We start from the raw sequence: 17218 nt of genomic DNA on the forward strand, positions 1-17218 counted from the left end.
GACGATCAGCGCTTCGGCACCGGCAGGTAATCGCGCTGCGGCGAGCCGGTGTAGAGCTGGCGCGGGCGACCGATGCGCTGCTGCGGGTCCTCGATCATTTCGTTCCACTGCGCGATCCAGCCAACGGTGCGGGCAAGCGCGAACAGCACGGTGAACATGGTTGTGGGGAAGCCGAGCGCGCGCAGCGTGATGCCGGAATAGAAGTCGACATTCGGGTAAAGCTTCTTTTCCTTGAAATACGGATCGCTGAGCGCGATCTTTTCAAGCTCAAGAGCGACCTGCATCAACGGATCGTCGCCATGACCTGTCGCTTCCAGTACTTCGTACATGGTCTTCTGCATGATCTTGGCGCGCGGATCGTAGTTCTTGTAGACCCTGTGGCCGAAGCCCATCAGGCGGAACGGATCGTTCTTGTCCTTGGCGCGGGCGATGTATTCCGGAATACGGTCAACAGTGCCGATTTCCATCAGCATGTTGAGCGCCGCTTCGTTGGCGCCGCCATGTGCCGGGCCCCAGAGGCAGGCGATGCCGGCTGCGATGCAGGCAAACGGATTGGCGCCCGACGAGCCGGCAAGACGAACGGTCGAGGTCGAGGCGTTCTGCTCGTGATCGGCATGCAGGATGAAGATCCGGTCCATGGCGCGCGCCAGAACCGGGTTTACCTGGTATTCCTCGCACGGAACGGCAAAGCACATGCGCAGGAAGTTCGAAGCATAGTCGAGGTCGTTCTTCGGATACACGAACGGCTGGCCGATATGGTACTTGTACGCCATGGCGGCGATCGTCGGCATCTTGGCGATCATGCGCAGGGAAGCGACCATGCGTTGGTGCGGATCGGTGATGTCAGTCGAGTCGTGGTAGAAGGCCGAGAGCGCACCGACCGTGCCGACCATGACAGCCATCGGATGGGCGTCGCGACGGAATCCGGTGAAGAAGCGGCTCATCTGCTCATGCACCATGGTGTGATGCGTGACGCGATGGTCGAAGTCCTTCTTCTGCGCAGCCGTCGGCAGTTCGCCGTACAGAAGCAGATAGCAGACTTCGAGGAAGTCGCCCTTTTCAGCCAACTGCTCGATCGGGTAGCCGCGATGCAGCAGAACGCCTTCATCGCCGTCGATATAGGTGATCTTGGATTCGCACGACGCCGTCGAGGTGAAGCCGGGGTCGTAGGTGAAGGCGCCGGTGTGCTTGTACAGGGCAGCGATATCGATCACGTCTGGGCCGATGGTTCCGCCCTTGACTGTCAGGTCAACCGTCTGTTCCCCGAGTTTCAAAGAAGCGCTCTTGTCCGTCATGCTAATCCTCCGGAATTGGCGGGACGGCGTCTCTTGAGAAGGCGCCATCGGTTAAGCGTGTTTGATGTAGCTATATGATACGGAAGTTAATGCCAAGCTATCCAAAGGGCAAATTGTGCATCGCGAAATCGGCAACGATCGAACCGATCGGTTCTAATCGATTGAAGTTGCAAAGGCTTTGTAATGCCACCGCTCTGCACGCATTGATTGTTGACGGAAAACCTTTAATCTCCGGCTATTGCTCGGGCTTTCTCCCGGCTTCGGCGAAGGACGGTGCGTGTGTCGGACATGGCGCATGGAGAGACCGATTCACTCAAGATTGCGGCAACGACCGAGGTTGCATTGCCGGATATCGCGGTGCCGACACGTCGTCCGCCAGCGGTTGCAAGACGAACGGAGAAACCTCTCGCCTTCTTGCGCGAACGCGTTGCACGACTTCCGATCAGCAGCACCGCCGATATGGCCGTGGAGGCTCGCCATGGCCATCTTTTCCATTTCGTCCCGGTCTGTATCGGTGCAGGTGCAGCCCTCTGGTTTCTCCTGCCGACGTCACCGCCCTTTGCTGTTCTTACTTGCGTTCTGATCGCAGCTACGGCCGGAATTTGGCTCCTGGGCAAGCCGGGCACAGTCCGGCATGTCACGATTTGCGCCGTGGCTCTCTTTTGCGCCGGCATGCTGCTCGCCGATTGGGAGACGCGCAGGACCGCAACCATCGTGCTCGATCAGCCGGTTGTGACGATCGTCACGGGGGTGATCGAGCGACGTGAGGCAGGAGCGGCCGGCGAATGGCGGTATGTGTTGTGCTTGACAGGCACGGCCGAGCCGATGTTGCGCCGTGCCCCGGAGCGCATATCCGTCCTCGCGCGCAGTCGCCATGAACCGCTTGTGATTGGCGCAAAGGTGTCCGGCCGCGCGCGCCTGTCACCGCCTTCCGGCCCGGCGTTGCCCGGTATGAATGATTTCGCCTTTGCCAGCTATTTCTCTGGCATCGGAGCCGTCGGCTTCTTCCTCGGGCCACCTGCCGCGGTCGACGTGTCGCAGGGCGCATCTTCTGGTGATCGGCAAGATTTCTGGCCCGGCTTCTCGCCTGGCCTTCTGCCCGGCATCGTGCAGTCAGCCGACCAGGCGCTTTTTTCTTTGAGAGACCAGATTTCCACCCGCATACGCACCGTCTTGCCGGGTGATCCCGGCGCATTTGCCGCGTCGATCATCACCGGCGAAAGGCGTTCGATGTCAAAGGCGGCGACCGAGGCACTTCGCCTTTCCGGCCTCGCGCATATCACGGCGATCTCGGGCCTCAACATGGCGCTCGCCGCCGGTATTTTTTTCGTCGGCCTGCGGGCGGGCCTCAGTCTGTTCCCGGTGGTGGCCCAGGCCTATCCCGTCAAGAAGATCGCAGCCGTGGGAGCGCTGATCGCAGTTACGGGCTATGTGCTGATTTCCGGCTATCAGGTCTCAGCGGTCAGGGCCTATTTGATGACCTCGATCATGCTGGTTGCGGTCCTTGTCGACAGGCCCGCCATCAGTCTGCGCAACCTTGCACTGGCTGCGACCATCATCCTGTTGGTCCAGCCTTCCGCCGTGATGGGCCCCAGTTTCCAGATGTCTTTTGCCGCGACCGCCGCTTTGATCGCCGGCTACGCCGGTTGGCGCAAAAGGCCCAGAGACTTTCTGCCGCGTTTTCGCGGGCGCAAGGTTTTGTTGCTTGCCGCCTTCGCTCGCTTCTTCGGCGGAACTCTGGCCACGTCGATCATCGGCGGACTGGCCACGGCGATCTTTGCCATTAGCCACTTTCACCGCCTCGCGACCCACAGTCTGGAGGCGAATCTCATTGCCATGCCATTGATTTCGCTTGTCGTCATGCCGGCAGGCTTCATTGCGATGATCCTGATGCCGCTTGGGCTCGATGCTCCATTTCTCATCGTCATGGGCTATGGCCTGGAATGGGTGCTGATCGTCGCGCACGAAATCGCCGGCTGGGGAGACGGCTACACGTTCTCCCGCCAGCCGGCATGGCTCCTGCCGACAACGGTTGCGGGTTTTTTGTTGCTCACGCTGCTGCGCACGCGTCTGCGCCATATCGGCACGTTTCTGGTTGCCTCCGCGCTGCTCACGGCATGCCTTTCGCCAAGAACACCAAGGGCTGATCTGGCGATCAGCGAAGATGGACGTCTCGTCGGTTTCTGGCCCGCCTCCCACACGCCCATCGACGATGATCAGCTTGCCACCAACCGCCAACGTCCGCCGAGCTTCATTTTCGACCAATGGCAGCCCGCGCTACGCATTGCCGGGACGATCCCGCCGGAAGAAATGTCCGGCACCGCCGCGCTTCTGTCGCCAGACCGGCCAAAGCGCACCCCTTTGTCGGGGACCGAAATATCAACAGCCCGCCAAAAACTCGAAGATCTCCTGAAGGTTGCCGATGAGAAGAATTTTATCTGCATCCAGGACGCTTGCGCCGCGATGCACCACGGCTGGCGCATCATAACGCTCGAACGCCACGAGGTAACCGGCATTGCCTGTGATCTCGCCGACATTGTCATCGTCGCTCAACGCCCGGGATTTGCACACTGTCGCTCCGGTGCTCGCCTGATTTCAGCCGAAACCTTGCGTGCCACCGGCAGCCTGGAAGTCTTTCTTCGGGATCGCTCCAGCAGGACAATGACGATCGTCCCGTCATTTGACGGCCCTGCACGCGCCTGGACCCGTCACCGCCTCTACGACTGGCGAAGCGGCTCACAGGCAGAGAGCCACACATCGCACGAGCAAGCCAAAGGCAACTCTCCTATCACAGGAGAAGTAAGTCGTTTGCCGCCGACCGACGGGCCAGCGTAACAGGGCGGGCCGGTTTAGTGATAGCGGCGGATCAGCCCGACGAGCTTGCCCTGGATCTTCACCCGATCCGGTCCGAAGATGCGGGTCTCATAGGCGGGGTTGGCGGCCTCGAGCGCAATGGATGCGCCGCGCCGGCGAAAGCGCTTCAGTGTTGCCTCTTCATCGTCGACGAGCGCGACAACGATGTCACCGGGATTGGCGTTGGACGCATTGCGAATGATCACGGTGTCGCCGTCGAGAATGCCGGCATCGATCATCGAATCGCCCTTGACCTCAAGCGCGTAATGTTCGCCCGAACCGATCATTTCGGCGGGCACGGTGATGTCATGCGTGTTGTTCTGGATGGCCGAAATCGGCACGCCGGCGGCGATCCGGCCCATGACGGGCACACTGACAGACGAAGAATTGCTATCACTGGCTGAGCGGCTCGGCGCAGAGGGAGCGGGTGGCGCCTTGCCAAGGCTGCCTTCGATCACGCTCGGTGCAAAGCCCCGGCGCGGCTGCAGGCTCGGCGTATAGGCCTCCGGCAGCTTGATGACCTCGAGCGCGCGGGCGCGATTGGGCAGGCGGCGAATGAAACCGCGTTCCTCGAGCGCAGTGATCAAGCGATGAATGCCTGATTTCGAGGCGAGGTCGAGCGCGTCCTTCATTTCGTCGAAAGAGGGAGGCACGCCGGATTCCTTCATCCGTTCGTGGATGAAAAGAAGCAGTTCCTGTTGCTTGCGCGTCAGCATATGCGATGCCCCAATTGGTGAAACAAATACAGAACAGACACTATATGTTCCATATGTGTTCCGCAAGTGGATAAATTTCCGTGAACATTGCATGCGTTTGGCTGACGGATCACAAAAAAATGGGCGCCAATAAGGGTGTGCGTCAAGGCGGATGTTTCGAAATATTCATGCAGCGATTTTCACGCAATCCTGATGCATTGCCTTGCATGGTGAAGCCATGGCGACGACACAGCGAACTCGGTTCAGCCTTTGCGGAAGCGACCGAGTTACGCGCAATGCTCGCTATTCTGGCATGGGATCATTGTTCGGAAAATGCCCGTGACATGCTGTCGGTAATCGGCTTGGCGAGATAGTTGAAAAATGTCCGTTTGTTGGTCTGGATCATCACCTCTGCCGGCATGCCGGGTGTCGGCGTGAAGCCCTGGACACGTGCAATCTCCGTCGGCGGTATATTGATCCTGGCGAGATAGACATCATGGGGCGCGGTAGACGTGTTTCCCGATTGCTGGAGCGCATCCGCCGACAGGTAAAAGACGTCTCCTTCGAGAACCGGCGTCGTCCGCTGGTTCAGCCCCACCAGGCGGATGGTGGCGGGTTGGCCAAGCTTCACGCTGTCGATATCGTTTCTGGGTATCTGCGCTTCGATGATCAGGGGCACACCTGCGGGCAGGATTTCGAGAATTGCCTTGCCGCTCTCAATCACGCCGCCATTGGTATGATAGTGGATTCGCACGACAGTCCCTGAGACTGGTGCATTGATCGTTGCCCGTTCCAGAATGTTTGCGGCTTCCCGCAACTGCTCTCGCACCATGTCGCGCTCGCCCTGGATGGCCTGCAGCCGTTCGAGTGCGTCTTCGCGATAGGCGCTTTCTGCGCGCAGTACTTCCTGCTCCCCCTTGGTCCGCTGTGCCTGGGTCTCGGCGATTTCCGCCTCAAGCCGCCCGATCTGGCCTTCCGCCTCGGCGATCGCGCGGAGAATGGCCTTGACCTCGTTTGCACGCGCGACACCCTTTTCCAGCAGGATTTGTTTTGCGGCGTATTCATCCTTGAGCAAATCGAGCTGGCGGATGGATGAGTCGCGTTGTCTCGTGTAGCCGATTTCGCGAAATTCGAGGGCCCTGATGTTCTGTTGCAGCAGCGCGATCTCGCTTGAGAGCTTTTGTCGCTGTGCTCTGAAATTGAGTTGCTGGCTGACCAGGATCGCCCAGACGTCGGGATCGCCGCGGTGCTCCTTCAGCAGCGACGTAAGGTCGAGCTTTTCAACCGTCTCGAACTGCGCCGTCAAGCGGGCGGCCGTTACATCCAGTCGCATGCGGCGCAGGAAAAGCTCACGCATTTTTGCTTGAGCCGCGGTCTCATCGAGCTGCACGAGCGCTTGTCCCTCGACGACCTGGTCGCCTTCGCTGACGAGGATCTGCTCGATGATCCCGCCTTCGAGATGCTGGAGGATCTTGTTCTGGCCGGTGGCGACGAAGCTGCCTTGAGCAATCACCGCTGCCGCCAGCGGAGCGGTTGATGCCCAGGTTCCGAAGCCGCCGAATGCGATGGCCATGAGCGCGAGGCCGACGACCGTTTGCTTGCCGATCGACCGCGGCACCTCGGAGTACCACTCGATATCATGGACTTTGGCGATGTCTGCCATATGCGTCGCTCCTATTGCAACTGATGACCGAATGAGCCGCCTTCGATATCGATGCCGCGCGCTTGCAACGCCTTCAGCACATCCATGCGCATGCCGAACAGGGCGACGGTGCCATTGACCAGCAAAAGGATCTTATCGACGTTGCTGAGCAGGGCAGGGCGCTGGGTTATGGTGATCATGGTGATCTTCTGCTCTTTCGCATGTTGCAGCGCCCGCATCAGCGCCACGTCACCGGCACTGTCGAGGTTAGAATTGGGCTCGTCGAGCACCACAAGATGGGGGTCGCCGAAGAAGGCACGCGCCAGCGCGATCCGTTGCTTCTGTCCGCCGGACAGCGGCGATCCATCGGCGGCGACCATGGTTTCGTAGCCGTGTGGAAGGCTTGCAATCATCTCGTGCACATCGGCCAGCATTGCGGCGCGGTAGATCTGCTCATCATCCGCGTCGCTTCGCATGCGGGCAATATTCGCCTTGATCGTTCCGGGAAACAGCTGGACGTCCTGTGGAAGGTAGCCGATGTTTTCGCCGAATTGCCGCTGATCCCAGTTGCGCAAATCCATCAGGTCCAATCGGACATTTCCGGAGGTCGGCAGGATGGACCCGACCAGCATTTTGCCCAGGGTCGTCTTTCCGGCGCCGGAATTTCCGATGACCGCCAGAGAATCGCCGGGTTGAAGCGCGAAGGAAATGCCGTTCAACACGACCCTCTTTGTGCCTTGCGGCACATAAAGCAGCCGCTCGACGTCAAGCCGTCCCTCAGGTTTCGGCAGGTTGAGCCGCTCGAAATTGAGCGGAGAGGCTTTGAGCAGCGCAGTGATCCGTCCATAGGCGGCGCGCGACTGGCTAAACTGGTTCCATCCTTCGATCGCGCCCTCGATTGGCGCCAGCGCACGTCCGGCAATGATGGAGGACGCAATGACCATGCCACCGGTGAGTTCGCCCTTGATCGCAAGATATGCCCCCCAACCGAGCATGGTCACTTGCGTCAGAAGGCGCACACCTTTCGAGATTGCGGCAATGGCGATATTCCTGTCTTGCGCGATCACCTGTGCCTTCAGCGAAGCTGCCGTGTCCTTGCCCCAGATCTGCACCGCCTCCGGTATCATGGCCAAAGCATTGATGATCTGGGAGTTGCGGGTCATTGAATCCAGATGCAGGTTGGCTTTGACCTGCGCCGCGTTCGCGTCGGCAAAGGGTGTGGCCGTTACCCGCTGGTTTATCTGGGTGAAGATCAGGAGAAGGATGGCGGTAACCACAACGATAAAGCCGAGATGCGGATGGATGAGAAAAACCGCGATCAGGAATACCGGCGCGATCGGCGCATCGAGAAAGGCAAGCAATGTCCGCGAGACGAGGAATGTGCGGACTTGCTGGAGGTCACCGAGTGTCTGGTATTCTCGACCGTTGCCCTGCAGGGACGCGCGGGCCGCGGCACTCAGGATCGGCGCTCCAAGTTGCGCCGCGACCTCCACAGCGGTGCGCATCAGGATGAATCGGCGCAAGGCGTCAAAGGCGGATTGCAGAATGATGGCGCCGATGATGACGATCGTCAGCATGATCAGAGTGTCTGTCGATCTGCTGGTCAAAACACGGTCCGAGATCTGGAACAGATAGATCGGTATGGCGAGCACCAGCAGATTGCTGGCAATTGTGAAGATCATCACAATGAACAGGTTGCGCTTGACCGCGTGCACGCCGGCCTTCAGGCTTGCGTTGAAGTCGACCTGGCCCAGTCTTTTGTGAAACGTGCCATCGCCTCCCGATCCCCTGCCGCCTCGGGTTGCTACCGGCTTGTCGGTCGTCACCACTTCGGCCTTCACCGGACCGCAATCCCCGTCGATCACCTTCATGCCGTCCGGGGCTCGGGACTCATGCGGCCGGCTCGGTGGTGCGTCGGGTTCCAGCGGTGGTTCTTGTCGGGTTTCGCCCGAAGGTTCCGGAGCAGGTGTCTCAGGGGTGTCGGGCTGGCTGTAGGCGACCCGCAGGTTTTGCGGCGGACGCACGGGCTGGGCTGACGTAGCCGATTGCGGCCTGGAGTTGCTGACCTCGGCTTTCAGATAGTCTTCGACGGCCCGTTCAAGTCGGGCATACGTGCCGTCCGAATCGTTCGATACTTCCAACCGTGGCGTTCTCGGCTCTGCCTTTCTCTCTGCGGGCTCGATCGGTGTCTCAAGGCGCTTGCGGGTTTCCGACATACATATCCCCTTTAATGGCCAATCATGCTGTTAACCCCGTCGCCTGAATGCCCGTCATAGTCGGACGGCAGGCACGAGTGATCCGATGCCGTCGAGTGATCGTCCGGATCGAGCATGGAATCGTCGAGAAAAAGCACGGCCTCGTTGACCAGCGCATCGGGATCCGGATTGCCAAAGTCCGGTTGCCCGGAAATAAGCTCGGCTTGAAACAGCGTTTCCTGCGAATATTGCTGTCCCCCCACATATGTCTTTCCCACGGAATCGAGATCGATGATCGTGGCATTGTTCAACAGCGCGTTTGAGCCGGTCTCGATTGTCCAGCCGGCATCGAGATTGGGCGCAATCGCATCCATCGCCAGCGCGATCTGATCGCTGTCGCCAAGGATGTTCGTCTGGCGGATGTATTGCAGGTTGATCAGGTCGCCGCTGACATAGAGAACCCGCAAGCCTTGCAGGCCTGCAAAAGCCTCGTCGGACAGCAATTCCGGCGCGATGCTGCCTTGCCCGTTTGCAAACGAAGCCAGTGTGGTGAGTTGGTCCTGCGACAGAGAGTCGAAGCGATCCGAATCGCCGATGGTGGCGATTCGGGCCTGATTCCAGAGCAGGTTTTCCGAGGATGAAACAGAGCTTTCTCCCGAAGTCTGAAAATCCGCCGTCGCGCCGACAAAGTCGTTGTCGAACAGCACATTCATCTGGTGAATGATGTTCGCGTCGAAGATCGAGCCGCCGATAATGATCAGGTCGTAGGAAAAACCCAGCTCGAACACTGATGCGTGGTTGACGCCGTAATTGTCGCCGGCGACCACGCTCGTGGTCACGCCAGACGAGGAGAGGATGCCGACATCGTCGTCGCTCATGAAAATGATCTGTTCGAGCCAGTTGACGATCATCAGGTCGCCATGGATCTCTGTGACCGCCCAGAACGCCGGATAGCCATCGTTGGCTGCCGCATCTGAGGTTGCGCCGGCAGACGTGTCGAGATGATCGAATGTTGCGATGTTGAACATCTCGTTCGCCGCCGCATCATGGGTCCAGTCGCTGACCGCAGACGTGATCGCGTCTGTATTCCACAACGCATTGATTTGAATGATGGCATTGGCTTCAATGTGGTCTCCGGCGACGATGGTGACAGTCGCGCCCGTCCAGAAGTTCTGCAGCACAACGTTGTTGATGAGCGTGTTGCCGCCAGTATGAACCTCCACGGAGACCTCAATGGCGACGGTACCGTCATCCATGGTCCAGGTGTTGGAGTTTTCGCCTGCGCCGCTCTCTTCGACCTCGCTGTCGTCCGCGTCATCTGCCTCGCCCCCGTCTTTGGCGAAGGCGTGATGATCCTCCAGGGCAGGTGCCTCCTCAACGAGTTCACCATTCACATAGATTCCGTCGATGCTGGATGCGCTGATATGAACCTGAACAGCATCTTCGCCGCCGGGCGCTTCCTCCAACTGCTCGATGATCGTCTTGATGACGCCGACCATCTCATCGCTCGATCCGGGACGAGCCAGATCGCCAAGAGGTGAAAGTGCTGCGGCCTCTTCGAAGCCCTTGAGCACCGCGCCGTCATCGATCGGCTCCGGACTGAAGGTGAGCCCATGACCGCCGACGCTGAAATAGTCGTCGTCGGACAGTGAGATGGCTTGATTAAAGTGATTGACGACCGAACCCGGCGCCTGGATCTCCGGCGCAACGAAATGTACGGTGCTGCTTTGCGCGGTATTGAAGCCGTAGTTCGGCGTGTCCGGAAGCACACGATCATCGCTGTGATGGCCAACCGTCCGAGCAACGGAGATGAACTGCGGCTCAACAGGCTTGGTCAGTACATACCAATGGTCTGGAGCCGGAGAACGATAGCCGAAACCCGGCTCGAAGCCGAGCAGCTCGAAGGGGGCCGCGAAATCGCTTGTATGCACCGGTAGCTTTTCCACATCCACGTCGACCTTGGTGAAGGAAAATTCGTTATAAGCTTCCCGAGCCCGCGCATTCTCCAGGGTAATGTGGAAGAAGCCGATAAAGTGACTGATTTCTTCGGTGAATTTGTCCGCCATCGTCAAGGCCGTAACTCCTTGTTCCTGAAGTGCCGCCAAGACCGAGCGTCATGAGGCACAAACGAGCTGCGCAGGAAGCCTGCGCAGCCCCGTGATGTTTGCTATATTTGGCTAAATGCGATCCCAGCCCTTACACCCCGTCGTCGCCGTCCTCGCCAACAACCGTGCTGGTCAGGCTGCCACCGACGACTGTCATGTCGATTGCATTCTGCTGCAGGTTGGCACCCATCACGATTTCCTGGTTGAAGGCACTGGTGTCGATGCCAGCGTCAGCACTTGCCGAGCTGGTGCCGGTGACATAACCGTCATCGGAATTGCCCGATCCCCAAGAGCCGCCGTCGCCTGCGCCGCCATAACCAGTGGTCGCAGTGCCACCCGCGCCGCCAAGAGCGCCGTCACCGCCGAGAGCCCAACCGCCAACAGCACCGCCCCCGGTACCGGCTGTCCAGGCACCGCTGAGCGCCCCGCCACCATCACCACCTTCAGCCCAGGCATCCCCGCCCCAAGCTTCACCGCTGGTCGCACTGCCAGAGGTCCCGCCGCCGCCGGTACCAGCTGCACCGGCACCGCCGTCACCGCCAACACCGAGGCCTGCACCGGTACCGGCACCAAGGCCGAGGCCCAGTCCGCCGGCATCGCCGCCATCGCCGCCATTGCCGGAATTGGTTGCTGCACCGCTGCCGCCACCGGCACCGCCGACACCACCGTCGTTCGCGTTGCCCCCGGTATTGCTGCCGCCAGTACCGCCGCCGCCAGCATTGCCACCTTCATTGTCGATGAGGATTGGATTGATCAGGCCTAGCGACAGGCCGAGACCGTTACCGCCTTCGCCGCCTGTGGCTTCGCTGTCGCCAGCGTCGTCGGCGTCGCCGCCTTCGGAATCACCGCCAGAGCCGCCTTCGCCACCGTTACCGGTGCTGTTGCTGCCGCCAGCGCCTTCGCCTGCCAGAGCCAGGCCGGCGCCGAGACCAAGTCCGAGGCCGAGACCGACACCGACGCCTGCCGCGCCGTTGCCGCCCTGACCGCCAATACCGATGCCGCCGAGTGCCGCACCTGAGTCTGCGCTGCCGGAGTCGCCTTCGCCGCCGTCGGCATCACCGCCGTCGCCTTCGCCGCCTTCAGCATTGCTGGCCGCCAGGCCGCCAAATCCGGTGCCGCCGAGGGCGCCGCCGCCGAAAGCAAGGCCGCCATTGCCGCCATCGCCACCGTCAGCGTCGGCATTGCCGCCGCCGTTGCCGCCTTCGCCGCCGCCATTGATGCCTTCTTCAGCCTTGGCAAATCCGCCATTGGCTTTGGCGTCTACCGTGAAGGTCGCATCATTCTTGACTTCGGCACTCTCCAGTTTGTCGTTGTCCTGGAGATTGGCGATCTGGTTGAAGACGTTGCCGCTGTCATTGCCAGCGCCATCAAGGGCATCATTCATGATATCCTTGAACTGGACATTGAACAGGCCTTCGACCGATGAGCCCTTGGACACATCGATATCGGCGAAATCATCGTCCGTGGGGAGATAGCCCTCGAGCCCCGGATCAACCGTGACACCGACGGTGACCGTCGTGGTGCTCACGTTCTCATTGAAGTTGAGGTTGGCATTCAGGTTGCCGTTACCGTTCAGGTTACCGTTGCCATTCAGGTTGCCGTTGCCATTGAGGTTTTCGGACTCGCTGGACTGGTACTGACCTTGCCCCTGACCCTGACCCTGACCTTGGCCCTGCAACTGTGCCTGGGCTTCAAGCTGCGCCTGGGCCTGTGCCTGCGCTTCGGATTGTTCCTGATCCTGACTGTTGTCGTCATGATCGTAATAGTTATTCTTCGGCTTACCCATAGTCGTATCCTCCGTCATCGGATTCCGCGACTGTTTGACCGTTATTCATCTTCTATACGGTCTTCACATGCGAATTCCGGATCGCTCTGCGGTTGAAAGACAATTTGCCTCACGAGGCCACTTTTACGATCGCCAGTCTGGCGATTGTCATTGCCTGAAAAGTATTCCTCCTGAATGCGGTTAAGAGGTATTGATCCTGTTCGGGCTGTGTCCGAGAGACACGTGCCCAACGCGAACAACCAGATCGCTGCCTCAACCCAAGTCTCTGCCTGTTGGCGACAGAAGATAAGCTGATAGATGGAGCTAGTAATGTGCAGTGCAGCAAGAGGGAGCGAAGGTCTAGACTGCCGAGGTACAGGATAGTTGCTGGAACGTGACGCGTTCAATCCGATGCAACCTCGAGAGTGGTTCGGATTGAAACAGCTTTGGACGCCTGTTCTTCTCAAAGTTGATTTTTGCGAGGCGCACCCGTTAAGAAAGTCTTTCCTTTGCAGAAAAGAGCCGCGACAGAGGGCGCCGCGCCGCCCCGGAATTCGGCCGCATAAAGGTATCAAAAGGGGTAGAATATCGGCACATGCTCCCTCGTATTGTGTAGATGATCTAGATTTGTGCTTGCCGCCGCGATGGGAAATGCACTTCGTTTGCAAAGTGCTGCAATATTGTTGTCGCTCATGATGTCTAGTGGCGGGCCCTTTAGATCGTTCGGACTATTCCCAACCGCTGCCGTTTGGTTTACCGTTTTCTAAAGGAACAGGGGCGGCGCTTGCGGGCGCACTCTTTGGTTGTGTTTTGGGGAGGCATGCCGCATGAAACAACTTGCGCCTCACGTCGGAAGCGGTGGCGCGGATTTGGTGGCTTCGCTTGAGGCCATGCCAAATCTTCGAACACTTCTGTATGTCGGTCCGCCGGATGTCATTTCCGGAGCGATGGCTGCGGCCATCCAGCGCGAATTTCCCTTTCTCAGGGTATCCCACAGCGTCAGCATGCTTTCAGCTCTGGGAGAGTTTGATATTCCGCTCCGCCTTGTGCTTGTCGATTTGCTGCATGCACACGAACTGAGTGATTGCGTCTCTGAACTGCTGGCCCAACATCCGTCTGCCGCCATTGCCATCGTCACCGATAGTGATCTGCGCGGCAGCGTCGAGCGGTTCCATCTGGTCGATACAAGCCACGTCCAGGGCGTTCTCCCGCTCAATGTCAGTCTCGACGTGCTGCTTTCAATGCTGCGGATTATCCTGAGAGGAGGGACATACTTCCCTTCAATCGCCTTTCGCAATCAAGACAGAATCAGTTGGCGAAACGAAGGAAGCGCTGAAGACGATGTGAAGCCGCATCAAACCCAAGAAATCCAGGGCAAGACCATGCACCAGTTGACCAAACGCGAAAACGAGATCCTGGCGAGGATAGCCCTGGGCAATCAGAACAAGATTATCGCGGCCGCACTGGGTTTGTCCGAGCACACGGTCAAGATTCACATCCACAACATCATCACCAAGCTCGGTGTTCACAATCGTACCGAAGCAGTCGCGCTTTATTTCGAAAACAGGGACAGGGAGGCGGGCAACGCGGTGAACGGCGATCTCCACAGGCCGGGCAGCAACCCGGTGTCCGGCAGCGATGCCTAGATTTCAGGATGTCCTGCTGCTGATCGGACAGTTGAACTACACCTGGACCAATACCGAAAGCCTCCTGATCCATATGATCGCCGGCCTTGCCCAGTCGGACAAGGAGACGGCGATCGTCATCTTCCTGACGCTCAATACCCCGCGCGCGCGTATCGATCTTGTCGAGCGCCTTGCCAAGATGCAGAAGACCTCGGCCGACTGCCGCGCCGACGTGCTGGATGCAACACGACGGTTGACGGAAGAAGCCAAGCTCCGCAACAAATACAATCACTGCATCTATTCGTTTGACCCCGACAGCGGTCGCGGATTGACGCAGTCCATGCGCATATTTGAAGGCAGGGACGACATCAAATACGGCAAGATCGAAGAACTTGACGACCAGGAAATCGAGCGGATCCGCGAAAGCATCCGCTCCCTGATCAGGATCAATCAGTCGTTTTGGACCATCACCGAAAAATATGGCTTTCCCAAATAGTCCATTGCTTTGTCTGACAGACCCCGTCTGACAGGCCCTGGCCCCGGATCACTGCCTGAACCATGCCGAACCCCTTCCATGTTTGACGATTGGCTGTGTGTGACAGTGTCGCCCATTGTTTTTGCCGCATATTGGCGCAAACACTGGGCGCGAATCAAAACGGAGATCGTGACGGATGTCGGTGGACACGGAAAAGACACTGCTCGGCAAGGCCCTGCATGAATTGAACCCGGCGGAGAAGAAAGTGCTGCGTCATGCGCGCGAACAACGCACGCTGTCGACAGACGCCGGACAGGATTTTCTGGCCGGGTCGACCAGAGGTCAGCGACTGGCCGATGCGATCGCCCGTGTCGGCGGATCGTGGAACTTCATCATCGGCTTTCTCGTGTTCCTGGTGGCCTGGGTAGTTTTCAACACTGCGGTGCTGACCACCGGTTCGCTGGATCCCTATCCGTTCATTTTCCTCAATCTGATCCTCTCCATGCTTGCGGCCATCCAGGCGCCGATCATCATGATGAGCCAGAACCGCCAGGCAGAGCGGGATCGCTTCATGGCCGCCAAGGACTATGAGATCAACCTGAAGGCGGAGATCGAGGTTCTCGGGCTGCACCGCAAGATCGATCTGCATGTTCTGAAAGAGTTGCAGGCAACCCGTCAGGAGATCGCTGAGCTGAAAGCGAGCATAGATACCCTTTCGCAGGCAAGCGACAAGCACTAGGTAAGGCGAACGACAGATGTCCGCAGCAGGAGGGATCGCCATGGAGATTCAAAGCCAGACGCCGAGGGCGATCGATCACCTCGTTCTGCCGGTTGCCTCGCTGGACATTGCCCGGTCGCGGCTGTCGGCGCTTGGCTTCACGGTTGCCGGTGATGCGCTGCATCCGTTCGGGACCGAGAATGCCTGTGTCTTTTTTGCGGATGATACCTATCTGGAACCGCTTGCCATCGCCAGTCGCGAAGATTGCGAGGCGGCGGCCAAGGCCGGCAATGTCTTTGTCGCCCGCGACCAGGCCTTCCGCTTTCGGCGCGGCGAGGGCTTGTCCGCCATCGTTGTGAAAGCCGATGATGCACCGGCCGATGACGCACGCTTTCGCACGCAAGGATTTGGCGCCGGCGAAATGCTGGAATTTTCCCGGTTGATGCGCTTTCCCGATGGCCGCGAGATCAATGCTGCCTTCAAGCTGGCTTTTGCCGCTGATCTTCGTTCACCCGATTTCTTCCTGTTTGCCTGCGAGCGGATCAACGCTCTGCCGACCGACCGTGGCGCTCTGCTGGTGCATGACAACGGCGTTGTCGGCATCGCGCGCATTGTTCTGGTCGAGGACAATCCCAGCGATTTCCAGTATCTGCTCGAACTCGGCCTTGGTCAGCGAGATGTCACGGCCCATTCCTTCGGCATATCGGTCGCGGCTGCGAATGTAAGCGTCGATGCGCTGACACCGGACGGTTTCAATGCGCATTTCGGTGTGACTCCGAGCCGACAGGGTCGTGGCCTTGAAGGTGCGGCCATCGTCTTCCGCAGCCGTGATATCGGCGTGACAGAAGCCTGTCTCGCTGCTAATGCCATCGCCTATCAGAAAACGGGTGCGCGCCTGATTGTGGCGCCAGCCCCAGGCCAGGGCGTCCTATTCGTCTTCGAGGAGCAAGCATGAGCAATCCGACCAATTCCGAAGTCACCGTCGGCGAAGGTGCCGGCAAAGTCGTGTTCTCGCAGAAGGCCCGTTTTTCGCTCATCGCCGGCCCCTGCCAGATGGAAAGTCGCGACCATGCGTTCATGATTGCTGGAAAGCTCGTCGAACTCTGCCGCGAACTGGGAATCGGTTTGGTCTATAAGTCGTCCTTCGACAAGGCCAACCGCACATCGCTGTCCGCCGAGCGCGGCATCGGCCTGAAAACGGCCATGGAAGTCTTTGCCGACATCAAGAAGGAATACGGCATACCGGTTCTGACCGATATCCACACCGAGGAACAATGCGCGGCGGTTGCGCCGACCGTTGACGTGCTGCAGATCCCGGCATTCCTGTGCCGCCAGACAGATCTGCTGGTCGCTGCCGCCAAGACCGGCCGTGTGGTCAACGTCAAGAAGGGCCAGTTTTTGGCACCTTGGGACATGAAGAATGTCCTGAACAAGCTCAATGCCACGGGCAATCCGAATGTGCTGCTGTGCGAGCGCGGCGCCTCATTTGGTTACAACACGCTGGTCTCCGACATGCGATCGCTGCCGATCATGGCCGCCATGGGCGCACCGGTCGTCTTCGATGCGACGCATTCCGTGCAGCAACCGGGCGGGCAGGGCGGTTCCTCCGGCGGCCAGCGCGAATTCGTCGAGACACTGGCACGCGCAGCCGTTGCTGTTGGCGTCGGCGGGCTGTTCATCGAGACCCATCAGGATCCCGACAATGCGCCGTCCGATGGCCCGAACATGGTTCGCATCGATCACATGCGCCGCCTGTTGGAAAAGCTGATCGCCTTCGACGATATCGCCAAGGCCGCTTGAGCCGCTTAAACCGATTTATGGTCGGCAATCGAGCCGTTCAATTCTTTTAA

General features: G+C 59.2%; 12 protein-coding genes. 6 read left to right on the forward strand and 6 right to left on the reverse strand.

Features of this window, described 5'->3' with window-relative positions; translation table 11 throughout:
* Positions 1-5: 5 nt before the first annotated feature.
* Entirely contained in the window at positions 6-1295 is a 1290-nt protein-coding gene (gene gltA, locus LQ231_RS11620; RefSeq protein WP_113141305.1) for a citrate synthase, read from the reverse strand.
* A gap of 273 nt (positions 1296-1568) precedes the next feature.
* Here gltA and LQ231_RS11625 point away from each other — a divergent pair, with 273 nt between their 5' ends.
* A complete protein-coding gene (locus tag LQ231_RS11625) occupies positions 1569-4130 on the forward strand; it encodes a ComEC/Rec2 family competence protein (RefSeq protein WP_230171428.1) in 2562 nt (853 codons plus the stop codon).
* A gap of 14 nt (positions 4131-4144) precedes the next feature.
* Here LQ231_RS11625 and lexA read toward each other — a convergent pair whose 3' ends face one another.
* The 5 genes from lexA to LQ231_RS11650 form a co-directional block, all read right to left on the reverse strand.
* Positions 4145-4864 (reverse strand): transcriptional repressor LexA, encoded by a 720-nt coding sequence (gene lexA, locus LQ231_RS11630; protein WP_230171429.1) that lies wholly within the window; start codon positions 4862-4864, stop codon positions 4145-4147.
* A 298-nt stretch (positions 4865-5162) separates the two neighbouring features.
* Positions 5163-6506: an HlyD family type I secretion periplasmic adaptor subunit gene (locus tag LQ231_RS11635; protein WP_113141308.1), complete on the reverse strand. Its 1344-nt coding sequence runs from the start codon at positions 6504-6506 to the stop codon at positions 5163-5165.
* Between the two features lie 11 nt (positions 6507-6517).
* Positions 6518-8701 carry a type I secretion system permease/ATPase gene (locus LQ231_RS11640; RefSeq protein WP_230171430.1) on the reverse strand — a complete coding sequence of 728 codons (2184 nt, stop codon included), beginning with the start codon at positions 8699-8701 and terminating at the stop codon, positions 6518-6520.
* An 11-nt stretch (positions 8702-8712) separates the two neighbouring features.
* A complete protein-coding gene (locus tag LQ231_RS11645) occupies positions 8713-10746 on the reverse strand; it encodes a hypothetical protein (protein ID WP_230173321.1) in 2034 nt (677 codons plus the stop codon).
* Positions 10747-10876: 130 nt separating this feature from the next.
* Positions 10877-12571, reverse strand: coding sequence for a hypothetical protein (locus tag LQ231_RS11650; protein WP_230171431.1), 1695 nt, complete (start codon positions 12569-12571; stop codon positions 10877-10879).
* Positions 12572-13377: 806 nt separating this feature from the next.
* Here LQ231_RS11650 and LQ231_RS11655 point away from each other — a divergent pair.
* The 5 genes from LQ231_RS11655 (at position 13378) to kdsA (ending at position 17168) form a co-directional block, all read left to right on the forward strand.
* The gene (locus LQ231_RS11655) at positions 13378-14196 is read left to right on the forward strand and encodes a response regulator transcription factor (protein WP_113141312.1); all 819 of its coding nucleotides are present in this window, start codon (positions 13378-13380) and stop codon (positions 14194-14196) included.
* Positions 14189-14671: a hypothetical protein gene (locus LQ231_RS11660; RefSeq protein ID WP_113141313.1), complete on the forward strand. Its 483-nt coding sequence runs from the start codon at positions 14189-14191 to the stop codon at positions 14669-14671. Before LQ231_RS11655 ends, LQ231_RS11660 begins: the two co-directional genes overlap by 8 nt.
* A 175-nt stretch (positions 14672-14846) precedes the next feature.
* Entirely contained in the window at positions 14847-15389 is a 543-nt protein-coding gene (locus LQ231_RS11665) for a DUF1003 domain-containing protein (RefSeq protein WP_230171432.1), read from the forward strand.
* 40 nt (positions 15390-15429) lie between these two features.
* Entirely contained in the window at positions 15430-16323 is an 894-nt protein-coding gene (locus LQ231_RS11670) for a VOC family protein (RefSeq protein ID WP_230171433.1), read from the forward strand.
* On the forward strand, positions 16320-17168 hold the full coding sequence (gene kdsA, locus LQ231_RS11675; RefSeq protein WP_230171434.1) for a 3-deoxy-8-phosphooctulonate synthase: 849 nt from the start codon (positions 16320-16322) through the stop codon (positions 17166-17168). The genes LQ231_RS11670 and kdsA overlap by 4 nt, the downstream gene beginning before the upstream one ends.
* Positions 17169-17218 lie beyond the last annotated feature (50 nt).

It is taken from the genome of Rhizobium sp. CECT 9324 (assembly GCF_918741265.1).
Taxonomy (GTDB): domain Bacteria; phylum Pseudomonadota; class Alphaproteobacteria; order Rhizobiales; family Rhizobiaceae; genus Allorhizobium.

What these genes read in the sequence shown, in the direction of transcription:
- gltA (WP_113141305.1), bottom strand. Translation starts at nt 1,295, where the DNA reads ATGACGGACAAGAGCGCTTCTTTGAAACTCGGGGAACAGACGGTTGAC.
- lexA (WP_230171429.1), bottom strand. Translation starts at nt 4,864, where the DNA reads ATGCTGACGCGCAAGCAACAGGAACTGCTTCTTTTCATCCACGAACGG.
- LQ231_RS11635 (WP_113141308.1), bottom strand. Translation starts at nt 6,506, where the DNA reads ATGGCAGACATCGCCAAAGTCCATGATATCGAGTGGTACTCCGAGGTG.
- LQ231_RS11640 (WP_230171430.1), bottom strand. Translation starts at nt 8,701, where the DNA reads ATGTCGGAAACCCGCAAGCGCCTTGAGACACCGATCGAGCCCGCAGAG.
- LQ231_RS11645 (WP_230173321.1), bottom strand. Translation starts at nt 10,746, where the DNA reads ATGGCGGACAAATTCACCGAAGAAATCAGTCACTTTATCGGCTTCTTC.
- LQ231_RS11650 (WP_230171431.1), bottom strand. Translation starts at nt 12,571, where the DNA reads ATGGGTAAGCCGAAGAATAACTATTACGATCATGACGACAACAGTCAG.
- LQ231_RS11655 (WP_113141312.1), top strand. Translation starts at nt 13,378, where the DNA reads ATGAAACAACTTGCGCCTCACGTCGGAAGCGGTGGCGCGGATTTGGTG.
- LQ231_RS11660 (WP_113141313.1), top strand. Translation starts at nt 14,189, where the DNA reads ATGCCTAGATTTCAGGATGTCCTGCTGCTGATCGGACAGTTGAACTAC.
- LQ231_RS11665 (WP_230171432.1), top strand. Translation starts at nt 14,847, where the DNA reads ATGTCGGTGGACACGGAAAAGACACTGCTCGGCAAGGCCCTGCATGAA.
- LQ231_RS11670 (WP_230171433.1), top strand. Translation starts at nt 15,430, where the DNA reads ATGGAGATTCAAAGCCAGACGCCGAGGGCGATCGATCACCTCGTTCTG.
- kdsA (WP_230171434.1), top strand. Translation starts at nt 16,320, where the DNA reads ATGAGCAATCCGACCAATTCCGAAGTCACCGTCGGCGAAGGTGCCGGC.